At 71.1% G+C, this 11,663-nt stretch carries 8 protein-coding genes; 4 read left to right on the forward strand and 4 right to left on the reverse strand.

All coding sequences use genetic code 11. The features are described from left to right. Nucleotides 1-384 precede the first annotated feature (384 nt). Nucleotides 385-840 (forward strand): hypothetical protein, encoded by a 456-nt coding sequence (locus tag ABD211_RS27155; RefSeq protein ID WP_344137912.1) that lies wholly within the window; start codon nucleotides 385-387, stop codon nucleotides 838-840. A 1-nt stretch (nucleotide 841) separates the two neighbouring features. Here ABD211_RS27155 and ABD211_RS27160 read toward each other — a convergent pair whose 3' ends face one another. Next, on the reverse strand, nucleotides 842-1,582 hold the full coding sequence (locus ABD211_RS27160; RefSeq protein ID WP_344137915.1) for a Fic family protein: 741 nt from the start codon (nucleotides 1,580-1,582) through the stop codon (nucleotides 842-844). Between the two features lie 189 nt (nucleotides 1,583-1,771). On the opposite strand from ABD211_RS27160, the gene acs reads away from it, so the two are divergent. The 3 genes from acs (at nucleotide 1,772) to ABD211_RS27175 (ending at nucleotide 7,350) form a co-directional block, all read left to right on the forward strand. Beyond that, the gene (gene acs / locus ABD211_RS27165) at nucleotides 1,772-3,724 is read left to right on the forward strand and encodes an acetate--CoA ligase (protein WP_344137918.1); all 1,953 of its coding nucleotides are present in this window, start codon (nucleotides 1,772-1,774) and stop codon (nucleotides 3,722-3,724) included. A gap of 316 nt (nucleotides 3,725-4,040) precedes the next feature. Further along, a complete protein-coding gene (locus ABD211_RS27170) occupies nucleotides 4,041-6,353 on the forward strand; it encodes an immune inhibitor A domain-containing protein (RefSeq protein WP_344137921.1) in 2,313 nt (770 codons plus the stop codon). A 70-nt stretch (nucleotides 6,354-6,423) separates the two neighbouring features. Beyond that, nucleotides 6,424-7,350 carry an alpha/beta fold hydrolase gene (locus ABD211_RS27175; protein WP_344137924.1) on the forward strand — a complete coding sequence of 309 codons (927 nt, stop codon included), beginning with the start codon at nucleotides 6,424-6,426 and terminating at the stop codon, nucleotides 7,348-7,350. Between the two features lie 242 nt (nucleotides 7,351-7,592). Here ABD211_RS27175 and ABD211_RS27180 read toward each other — a convergent pair whose 3' ends face one another. From ABD211_RS27180 to ABD211_RS27190, 3 genes are all read right to left on the reverse strand, one after another. Beyond that, nucleotides 7,593-9,581, reverse strand: a complete 1,989-nt coding sequence (locus ABD211_RS27180; protein WP_344137927.1) for a stealth family protein — start codon at nucleotides 9,579-9,581, stop codon at nucleotides 7,593-7,595. Between the two features lie 40 nt (nucleotides 9,582-9,621). After that, nucleotides 9,622-9,984: a hypothetical protein gene (locus tag ABD211_RS27185; protein ID WP_344137930.1), complete on the reverse strand. Its 363-nt coding sequence runs from the start codon at nucleotides 9,982-9,984 to the stop codon at nucleotides 9,622-9,624. A 2-nt stretch (nucleotides 9,985-9,986) separates the two neighbouring features. Then, nucleotides 9,987-11,663, reverse strand: a 1,677-nt coding sequence (locus ABD211_RS27190; RefSeq protein WP_344137933.1) for an SseB family protein, incomplete at its 5' end; no start/stop codon positions are given.

The raw sequence follows: 11,663 nt of genomic DNA on the forward strand, positions 1-11,663 counted from the left end.
CACTCGCGGGTAATCACGTGCGGAACAGTGTGAAGGCCTGTCACAACTTCGGCCCGAGCGCTGGCGCGACGGCCCGGAGGGGCGTAGAAAGGTGGTACGGAATCCGCGAAGAGCGCAAGTCCGACTCATCGCATAGCGTTCCGTACATGGCAGTCGGGTACCCACGCGCGACCAGCCGCGGGTAGGCACGTTGCGGCGACGCTCCTCACCGGGCCCGCCGATAACGATCGTAAGGTGCACGCTTGTTAACCCGACTAACCATGGCCGACGGCGCCTCCACCGCGGGGCGCCGTCCTCGCGTCATCTAGCCTGCTAGCGGGGCTGCGGACGACGATCTTCGTCGCTATGGTGTTCCGGCTGAACCACCACCACCCCGGAGCACACATGAACCTCGCAGTGATCGACCTCGACAACGGGCTCGGCGACGTCATCCTCCCGATCTACATGATCGGCGGCGTCCTGCTCTTCATCACCAGCTTCTTCCCCGGCAACAAGATCGGCTGGCGGATCTTCAGCGCCGTCGCGGGCCTGGGCATCGCCGGCTGGGCCGGCTACGTCTTCCTGTTCGGCGGCACGATCATCATCAACCTGTACATCGCGCTGCTGCCGTTCATCCTCGCGGGCAAGGGCATCATCGCCCTGATCAAGCGCTCGAAGGAGGAGCCGGCGCCGGCGGCACCTTACGGTGCCCCTGCGGCGCCCTACGGTGCCCCGCAGGCGGGCGTCCCGGCGCCCTACCAGCCGTTCGGCAACCAGCCCGGCCAGCCCGCGCCGTTCGCCGGCTCCCAGCCGGGCGCCCCGGTGCCGCCGGCGCCGCAGAGCCCGGTGCAGCCGCAGTAGCTCAGCCCAGCAGCTCGTCGCCGATCCCGGTGAGCGCGGCCGCCGCCAGCTCGGTGGCGGCCGCGCAGTGCTTCAGCCACGCACGCACCCCGTCGGGGGTGCCGGTGGCGAAGGAGTTCGCGCAGCCCACGTACTCGGGTTGGCGCTCCAGGTGACCGATCTCGGGGGCGAGCAGCCCACGGGGGTCGAGGCCGCCGGAGATCAGGGTCAGCCGCGCGGCGGCGCGCGCCACGAGCCCGTTCGGCCCCGGGAAGGGCCGCAGCGCGAGTAGCTCCCCGTGCACGACGGCGGCGACCAGCCACGCGGGCACCCCCCGATTCCCAGAGGGAAGCAGAGCCAGCAGGGCGTCGAGCCGGCCCATGCCGTCGTGGTCCAGCTGCGGGCGCCCCAGCAGGTCCGCGTCGGTCGACCCCGATGCGGCGAGTACGTGCAACCGCGCCAACACCTGACGCGGGGCGCTCGTCCACCGGGGCGCCAGCGCGTCCAACGCGGCGGACAGGCGCAGCGCGCCCTGCGCCACCGGATCGGTCACCGTGCCCGAACGCAGCGCTTCCAGCCCGTACTCGTGAGATTCCAACGCGGCGCTGCACCGCGCGGACCGCAGGCCCACCTCGGCCGCGAGGGGTCCGCCCTGGCGGCGCAACGCGCGGTGGCGCAGCGCGGCGTCGACGGCCTCGCGCGCCCGGTCGCCGGCCTCGGCTACGTCGGGCAGGTCGAGCAGGGGGGCCAGCGGGCTTGTCACGGGGAGCCAGCCTATCGGCGCAGCCAGCCGACAGCTCGGCGCACCCGGATTCCCCCGCAGGTCGCCGGGGTCCTGCACGGCGACTAGCCTGCTGGACGGAGGGCCGCGGCGTGCCGGCCCGGCCGGAGATGACGTCCTAATTTATCCGCGAAGGAGCGGCGGCATGAGCGTACGAAGCGAGGTAACCAGGTGAACGAGACCCTGGCGAACCTGCTCCAGGAGAACCGGCGGTTCGCGCCCCCGGCGGAACTGGCCGCCCAGGCCAACGTGACCGCGGCAGCGTACGACGAGGCGGCCGCCGACCGGCTCGCCTTCTGGGCGAAGCAGGCGGAGCGCCTGCACTGGCACAAGACGTGGGACCAGGTCCTGGACTGGTCGAACCCGCCCTTCGCGAAGTGGTTCGTCGGCGGGCAGCTCAACATCGCCTACAACTGCCTCGACCGGCACGTGCTCGCGGGCAACGGCGACAAGGTGGCCATCCACTGGGAGGGCGAGCCGGGCGACACCCGCACCATCACGTACGCGGACCTGTACCGCGACGTGTGCAGGGCGGCCAACGCCCTCACCGACCTGGGCGTCGGCGCCGGCGACCGGGTCGCGATCTATATGCCGATGATCCCCGAGGCGGCCGTGGCGATGCTCGCCTGCGCGCGGGTGGGCGCCACGCACAGCGTCGTGTTCGGCGGCTTCTCCGCCGACGCGCTGTCGGGCCGCATCCAGGACGCGGACGCGAAGCTGGTCATCACCGCCGACGGGGGGTACCGGCGCGGCAAGCCGTCCGCCCTCAAGCCGACCGTCGACGAGGCCGTCGAGCGCTGCCCGAGCATCGAGAAGGTCCTTGTGGTGCGCCGCACCGGCGAGGAGGTCGCCTGGGGCGACAAGGACGTCTGGTGGCACGACGCGGTCGAGGGCGCGTCCGCCGAGCACGAGGCGCAGCCGTTCGACGCCGAGCACCCGCTGTTCATCCTGTACACGTCGGGCACCACGGCGAAGCCGAAGGGCATCCTGCACACGACGGGCGGCTACCTGACCCAGGCGTCGTACACGCACCACGCCGTGTTCGACCTCAAGCCCGACACCGACGTGTACTGGTGCACGGCCGACATCGGCTGGGTGACCGGGCACAGCTACATCGTCTACGGCCCGCTGTCCAACGGCGCGACCCAGATCATGTACGAGGGCACCCCGGACACACCGCACAAGGGCCGCCTGTGGGAGATCGTCGAGAAGTACGGCGTGACGATCCTGTACACGGCCCCGACGCTGATCCGCACGATGATGAAGTGGGGCGACGACATCCCGGCCCAGTTCAACCTGTCGTCGCTGCGGCTGCTCGGCTCCGTGGGCGAGCCGATCAACCCCGAGGCCTGGATCTGGTACCGGGAGCAGATCGGCGCCGGCACGTGCCCGGTCGTGGACACGTGGTGGCAGACCGAGACCGGCGCCATCATGATCTCGCCGCTGCCCGGCGTGACCGAGTCCAAGCCCGGCTCGGCGATGCGGCCCCTGCCGGGCATCAGCGCCGACGTCGTCGACGACACCGCGGTGAGCGTGCCGCCGGGCGGCGGCGGGTACCTGGTGCTGCGCGAGCCGTGGCCGTCGATGCTGCGCACCGTGTGGGGCGACGACCAGCGCTTCCTCGACACGTACTGGTCGCGCTTCGAGGGCCTGTACTTCGCCGGCGACGGCGCGAAGCGCGACGAGGACGGCGACCTGTGGCTGCTCGGCCGCGTCGACGACGTGATGCTGGTGAGCGGCCACAACATCTCGACGACCGAGGTGGAGTCGGCGCTCGTGTCGCACCCGAAGGTCGCCGAGGCGGCTGTGGTGGGCGCCACCGACCCGACCACGGGACAGGCGATCGTGGCGTTCGTTATCCTTCGGGGCAGCGCGGACGCGAGCGAGGAGCTCGTCGCAGAACTGCGCAACCATGTGGCGAGGACGCTGGGTCCGATCGCGAAGCCGCGGCAGATCATGCTCGTGGCGGAGCTGCCGAAGACGCGGTCCGGGAAGATCATGCGGCGGCTGCTGCGCGACGTCGCGGAGAACCGCTCGCTCGGTGACGTGACGACGCTGCAGGACTCGTCGGTCATGGACCTCATCTCGAAGGGCCTCCAGGCGCCGTCCGCCAGCGAGGACTGATTACCCCCTCCTTACACAGCTAAGGCCGGAGATGCTTACGCAGCATTTCCGGCCTTACTGCTGTCATGGGACACCCAAATATTCCGAAATGTGCCTTGATACCAGTGCACAACGCATCCTGCGTATAGAAAAATTTACGCCTCGCCCAGTGACACAGGTCGCTCCCTTCTGTAAGTGTGTCGGGAGCACACTCTGGGTGGCCCGGCGAACACGCCCGCACCCGGTGTCGGGGAGGCGTCTACATGCGACAGTCGGGCGGCCGATCCTGCCCCGCATCGCCGTCCCCGACGGTAGCGATGAGGGGAAGGGAGGACCCTTGAAGAGGCGTACCACCGCCGTACTCGCCGGCTTGACCGCCGGCGTTCTTGTGTCAGGCCTCACCACCGGCTCCGCGACCGCGGCGCCGACGGCCGGACCAGGCAAGATCGCACCTACGGAGAACACATCCCTGCATCGCGCGGACAACCTGTCCAGCCCGCAGCAGGAGCGTGCCGAGGCGCTGCGCAAGGAGGCCGTCGCCAACCTGGTCACCGGGAAGTCGACGCCGATCCAGCGCAACGGCTCGGAGGTCGTCCGGCTCGCCGGGAACAAGTGGGTCGAATGGAAGCGTAAGCCCAAGACCGACCCGATCTTCACGATCCTCGTGGAGTTCGGCGACCAGACCAAGCCGGTCTCGGGTGGCACCGCCGGTCCGCTGCACAATCAGATCGCCGAGCCGGACCGCGTCTACGACGGCTCCACCACGGACGACAACTCCACGATCTGGGCCTCGGACTTCAGCCCTGCGTACTACAAGGACCTGCTCTTCAGCAAGAAGAAGGAGTCGATGTACGACTTCTACCTCAAGCAGTCGAGCGGTCGTTACACCGTTGGCGGCGACGTCAGCGACTGGGTGAAGGTGCCCTACAACGAGGCGACGTACGGCAGCAACGCGCTGCCCAACGACGCCGCGGGGTACTGGCCGTTCGTCGCGGACACCATCAACGCCTGGTACAAGGCGCAGCTCGCGGCCGGCAAGACCAAGGCCGAGATCACCACGTACCTGAAGCAGTTCGACATCTGGGACCGTTACGACTTCGACGGCGACGGCAACTTCAACGAGTCGGACGGCTACATCGACCACTTCCAGGCGATCCACGCCGGGGAGGGCGAGGAGGCCGGGGGCGGTGACCAGGGCGAGGACGCGATCTGGTCGCACCGCTGGTACGCCTACTCCACGGGGTACGGCTCGTCGGGCCCGGAGGGCAACCTCTACGGCGGCGCGCCGATCGGCGACACGGGCATCTGGGTCGGCGACTACACCACCGAGCCGGAGAACGGCGGCCTCGGCGTCTTCGCCCACGAGTACGGTCACGACCTCGGTCTGCCGGACCTGTACGACACCGCGGGCGGCGACAACGGCACGGCGTTCTGGACCCTGATGTCGGGCGGCTCATGGCTCAACCACGGCAAGCAGGACATCGGCTCCACCCCTGGCTACATGGGCCCGTGGGAGAAGCTGTTCCTCGGCTGGCTCGACTACAAGACGGTCGACTACGGCACGGGCAAAACGGTCACGCTCGGCGCGGCCGGCGACACGAGCGGCATCCTGCCGCAGGCGGTCGTCGTCAACCTGCCCGACAAGACGGTCAGGACCGAGTACAACACCCCCGCCTCCGGATCGCTGGAGTGGTGGGGCGGCAGCGCTGACGGGCTCAACAACACGTTGACGCGCAGCATCACCATCCCCGCGGGCGCCACGGCCTCGCTGTCCGCCAAGGCCTGGTACGAGATCGAGGCCGGCTACGACTACCTGTTCGCCGAGGTGCAGACCGCCGGGTCGACCTCGTGGACGCAGGTCGGCGCCCCGGTCGACGGCCAATCCGACGCGGACCTCGACGGGGTGACCGACTGGGTCGACCTCAGCTACGACCTGTCGGCGTACGCCGGGCAGACGGTGACCTTCCGGTTCCGCTACGCCACGGACGGCGGCCTGCACTTCGCGGGTCCGTTCCTGGACGCCACCGCGGTCACCATCAACGGCACCACCACCGCCGACCCGGATGACGTGGCGGGCCCCTGGACCGCGGCCGGCTTCACCCAGATGCCGGGCTACACCGTGGTGGAGGGCATCCCGAACTTCTACATCGCGGAGAACCGGCAGTACGTCGGTTACGACAAGACGTTGAAGACGGGCCCGTACAACTTCGGGTGGCTGAACACCAGGCCGAGCTTCGTGGAGCACTTCCCGTACCAGAACGGTCTGCTGGTCTGGTATGTGGACTACTCCTTCGAGGACAACAACACGATCGACCACCCCGGTGGCGGTCTGGTCCTGCCGGTGGACGCGCGGCCCGCGCCGATCGTCTTCCCGGACGGCGCGCGACTCGGCAACCGGCGCCAGCCGTGGGACGCCACGTTCGGTCTGCACAAGACCGACGCCGTGACGTTCCACCGCAACGGTGCGGCGGTCGCGGTGCCGGCGCAGCCGGCCATCCCGACCTTCGACGACAGCGACCCCAACAGGTACTGGTCGTCGGCCAACCCCCTGAGCTCGGTGAAGGTCGCCGGCCAGGGCGTCAAGATCAAGGTCACCAAGGACATCGAGGGCCTGATCAACCTGATGACGGTGAAGGTCACGTTCAGCTAGCACCAACGCACCATCTGTGGCCGGCCATGCGAACGCGTGGCCGGCCACAGTCACCTCTACGCTGAGCGTCATGGAACCCGACCAGGTGGACGAGTCGAGCGTGCTCGTTGACGGTCCCTGGACGCACCGTTTCATCAACGCCAACGGCAGCCGCTTCCACGTCGCCGAGCTCGGCGACGGCCCGCTCGTGCTGTTCCTGCACGGGTTCCCCGAGTTCTGGTGGGCCTGGCACCAGCAGCTGACCGCCGTCGCGGACGCGGGCTACCGGGCGGTCGCCCTTGATCTGCGCGGCTACGGCGCCTCCGACAAACCCCCTCGTGGGTACGACGGATACACGCTGGCCGGGGACGTGACCGGGCTGATCCGCGCGCTCGGCGAACGCGACGCGGTGCTGGTCGGCGCCGGCTTCGGCGGCCTGCTCGCCTGGACCACGGCCGCGTTCCACCACAAGTCGGTGCGCCGCCTGGTCGTCCTCTCGGCCCCGCACCCGCTGCGCGTACGCGCGGCGCTGCTCACGGACGTCCGCGGCCAGTTCACCGCCGCGCTGCCCGCCCTCAGATTCCAGATCCCCCGGTACGAGCACGCGCTGACCCGCCATGACGCGAAGGCGGTCAGCGACTACCTGCGCCGCTGGGGCGGCCCGGCGTGGCTGGAGACGGACGCGTTCACGGAGTACGACCGCGCGTGCCGAACGGCCATGCAGATCCCGCAGGCGGCGTTCTGCGCCATGGAGACGTACCGCTGGGCGTTCCGCAGCGTGCTGCGCCTGCACGGCCACCGCTTCCGCAAGCAACTGCGCCTGCCGATCGTCGCCCCGACCCTGCAACTGCACGGCGGCGCCGACGGCGCCACCCTCCCCGCCACCGCGGCGGGCTCGGGCCGCTACGTCACCGAGCCCTACGAGTGGCGCCTCCTCGACGGCTACGGCCACTTCCTCCACCGGGAGGCCCCCGACGAGGTCAGCAAGGAGATCATCCGCTGGGCCCGCGAACCCTGACGGCGTCACTCAGGGTGCATCTGCCCGCTGATCACATGGCGTAGTTGGCTGGCCCTCCCACGCATCTCACCCCACCCACTTTGCTCTGCTTCCCTATGGGAAGCACTGGGTATGAGCTGTGGAGATGTTGGTTTGAGGCTTTTGTTCGCTACCACCCAGCGTAAGCGATTCCTATAGGGAAGCAGAGCAAAGTGGGTGGGGGTGGGTGTCGAAGGACGGGGCGCCCTCACCTTGTGTAACCACTAGAAGAGGGCGTCGTCGCGGGGCTCCGGGGTCGGGTCGAGGCGGTCGAGGCGGGGTGGGCGGTCGTAGACCACCGCGCGGCGGGCGCCGGGGACCGGAGCGGGCTCGTGCGGGGCGCCGCCCACCTGGTCGGCCTCGGGGCGACCCTGGCGGCGGACGTCGGGGTCGGCGCCGCGCTCGAAGGGGGCCGGGAACGGGAAGTACGCCTCGAGGAACTCGGCGAGCATCTGCTCCTGCTGGACGATGCCGGTCGGGTCGGCGCCCGTGTCGTCCAGGCAGAAGACATCCCGGTCGCGGCGGCGCAGCCAGCGCGCCAGCAGGACCGGCGTGTAGGGGTCGGCGATGTCGGCGTAGCCGTCGGCGATCTGGCCGGGCACGGCGCGGCCGTTGAGGAACGCCCAGTAGTGCTGCAGCGCGGACGGGATCGACAGGTCCTGCGGGTGGCGGAACGGGTGCCCGGCCGTGGCCCGCACCGGGTCGGGCACCAGCGCCTCGATCTCCTCCATGACGCTGCGCTGCAACGGGTACGGCACGCGGCGCAGCCGGCCGCTCACCGTGCGGCCGAAGCGCTGGGCGATGACCTCGGCGTTGTTCTTGCCGGCAGCGTCGGCCGGCGGGTCCTGCGCGCTCGCCGGGCCGAGGCCCACGTGGCCGGCGCCCGGGAAGAACTTGGCCACCCCGTTGGCGTGGAAGAACATCGTCGGCGCGACGTGCCGGCCCAGGAACATGTCGTCGTTGAAGTAGATGACGTGCTCCGCCAGGCCGGTGATGCGGTGCAGCCGCGCCTCGATCGCGTGCGAGTTGAAGGTGGGCAGGATGCCCGTACTCCCGAAGATCTCGCGGTGACCGACGACGGTGATGGCGGGATGCGACTGGTCCAGCCACTGCGGCAGTTGACCGTCCGTGACCAGGTAGATGCGGCGCAACCAGGGCGCGAAATAGCTGAGCGAGCGCAGCGAGTAGCGCAGCTCCCCGTGGTCGACGAAGCGCGACTCGCCCGCCGCCGACGAGTGCAGCAGGCCGCTGCTCAGGCCTGCCAGCGCGACCGCCTTGCGCTCCTGCCACTCCGGGTCCGCGCCGTCGACCCAGGTGTAGACCGCGTCGATCGGGAACGTGATCCGGTCGACGGGGATGCGGGCCAGCGCGGCCCGGGTGCGGACCTTCGGCGCCTGCGGTGACGTGGGTACGTGGCCGTTGAGCACCCATTCGGGGGCGACCACGGTCTGGTCGGTGATCGGCAGCGTGGTGCCCATCGGGTTCGGCCGGGGCGCGAGCAGGCGCGTCTCGTCGCGGCCCCAGAACTCGATCTCGCAGGCGTAGTCGGAGCCGAGCAGCCACGCGCCCGTCGGGTCAGTCGCCGGGAAGAACACCCGCGCGCCGATCAGTCTGCCCGCCGCGCGGCCGAAGCCGAGGTAGCTCAGGGCCGCCGCCAGCGGGCCGACCGGGGTGCCGCGCGGGCTCGCCATCGGCTCCGGCCCGACGGCCGCGGCGAGCGCCGCGCCCGCGTCCGCACCGGTCGGACGGTCCGGGCGCGTCCGCAGCCGACCGAAGCGGTGCCGTGGCCGCCGCGGCGGGTGGATCGGTTCGACGACCGCGCCCGCCAGTTCGGGCGCCTCGCCGAGCTGGCGCAGCAGCTTGTGCGGGTGCTGGCTGCGCACCGCGACGACGCTGCGCAGGTCGTTGTTCGGCAGACCGAACCAGGTCACCCCGGCCGCGTCGAGCGCCGCCGTCACCTCGTCGAACGTCCGCCGGCGCAGCTCGATCGGGACGACGTCGGTAACCACGCGTGCCGACACGGGGCGGCCGCCCTCCCAGCCGCGGCGCGTGCCGCCCACCGGCGACCGCCGTACGCGGCGTTGCCGGAAGATCTGGCGGACGATCCACTGCTGGCGCTGCCGGGAGAACTGCTCGCGCAGCCAGCGCCTCGGGCGGCGTGGCAGCAGCCGGAAGACGAAAAGGGCAACTTCGGACAGAATCCCCCACGGCACGCTGATTTCAACGACCGCACCGGAGCCCGGACACGCGGTGTCACACGCGCTGCTCGCGCACCTCGGTGACCTCGCTCGCCGGCGCCCAACCCTGGTAGACGCCGAAGTCGAACTCCTCAAGCCCGAGGGCCTGCGCCACCGGGTACTTGCCGCCGGTGTACTCCACGCGCAGCCAGCCGTCCTGCTCGGCGAGCACGATGAACGGCGCGTCGCGCCAGCGGCAGGTGGTGCGCACGTACGCGAAGTCGGTGACGTCCTTGGCGAGCACGATGCGCAGGTAACGCCCCGGGCGCACGGGGGCGAAGCCCCTCTCCTGCTCCGTCGAGTACAGCCGGATCTCGTCGCCGTCGGGGCTCGCCTCGTACTCCTTGTCCTGCCAGGTGGCCACGTAACCGTCGCGCATGGTCACTCGCCCGCCTGGCGCCAGCGCGGACCGTCCGCGTCGAACGTGGCGACGAGCGACTCGGTGCCGTCCGCGGCCAGTCGCCACATCGTCGCTCCGTGCGGCAGCCGGACGCTGTCGACCTTGAACTCGGCGATGACCTCGCCCTCGCCGGGCGCGAACCCGTTGCCGCGGAACGGCGGGCGCTCGATCACCCAACCCTGCATGGCGCGCATGGCCGCCTCGTGCGGGCCGCCGTACGGGATCCGGTAGAGGTCGCCGCGGTGCGCGACCCAGCGGAGGACGAAGATCTCGGCGTCGTCCGGACGGATCTCCGAGCCGGGGTAGCCGAGGCCGAGCGAGTCGTAGAGCTCCCGGGGCGTGGTGAGGTGGTCGACCTCGGTGACGCGGTTGACGAACCCGTGCACGCGGTCGTACCCGCGCTCCAGGTAGATGGGGACCTGGCTCGCGCCGATCGGCTTCTGCATCACGGTGAGGCGGTCCCGCTGCGACGCGCCGAGGATCGAGGTGCTGACCGTGCCGGTGGGCGCCGGGTTGGCGAGCACCACCTCGCCGGCCGGGTCGGCACGCAGGCCGACGTCCGCCGCCCAGGACGCCAGGGCGACGATCTGGCTGCCCGGCAGGGTGGCGCCGACCGGCGTACCCGGGTTGACCGCGAACGCGATGTCCGGATCCGGCCAGGCGCCGATGAGCTGCACGAACCGGAAGCTGAGCGAGCCGGTCTCCGCGCCGAGGCGGCGCATGTGCTCGGTCAGCCGCTCCGGGGAGGTGAACACCGAGATGAAGGTCTCGCCGTCCAGCTCCTCCAGCTGCCAGGGGAACGACGGGTCGGCGGGCAGCATGTGCGGCGACGTGCCGGGCGGCACCGGCAGCACGACGCGCGCGAGCAGCAGCGTCGACAGGAACTGGTCGGTGTTGTTGTCCTCGGCCGCCAGCAGCAGCGCGGACTCGGTCTGGTTGGCCGGAGAGAAGCCTGCCGCCCAACTGTCCGCCGGCGTGAACGGGCCGGTGCGCTCCGCGGGGTCGGGCGTGGCTGACGCGTGGGTGTCCGGTGCGTGGGCGTCCGCTGCGGAGGCCACCGCGGCGGGCGGCTCGAATGCCGACGGCCCCGCGGCCGGGGTCTCGTCCGGCCGTGGACCCACCAGCATGGCGTCGTCGGTCACGGGGTCGGCTGACGCCGACGGCCGATCGGGGCGCCACGGCTCGGCGGTCGGGACCTCGGGCGTCGGCTCGACCAGCGCGGGCTCGGCGTGCCAGGAAGCGTACGTCGGCTCGGTCTCGACCGGCGTGGGGTGGGCGGTCTCGGCCTGCGGATATGCCACAGGCTCGGCGGCCGGCGGGTCGGTGGACTCGGGGTCCTCGAAGGACTCGTTGCGCCAGGCAGCGAGCATCTCGGCCGCGCGGCGCTGGGTCTCGGGCCGGGGGCCGGCCACCGTCTCGGCCCACGGGGCCACCGGCGACTGCGGAGCGTTGACGGGCGCCGGCTCGTCGTCGATAACCTCGGCGTCGACCATCAGCGAGGTGTCTGCGGGCGTGGCCGCGGCCTGCGGCGGCGCGGGCCTGGCCGGCTCCGCCTCGCGGGCCCGCCAGGCCGGGTGCACGGGCCGGTCCTCCCCGGCGGGCGGGGCGGGCCGGGTGGGTTCGAACGCGGAGAACGCGGCGGGTGGCTCCGCCCGCCC

The sequence above is a fragment of the Luedemannella flava genome, assembly GCF_039528515.1.
Lineage (GTDB): Bacteria > Actinomycetota > Actinomycetes > Mycobacteriales > Micromonosporaceae > Luedemannella > Luedemannella flava.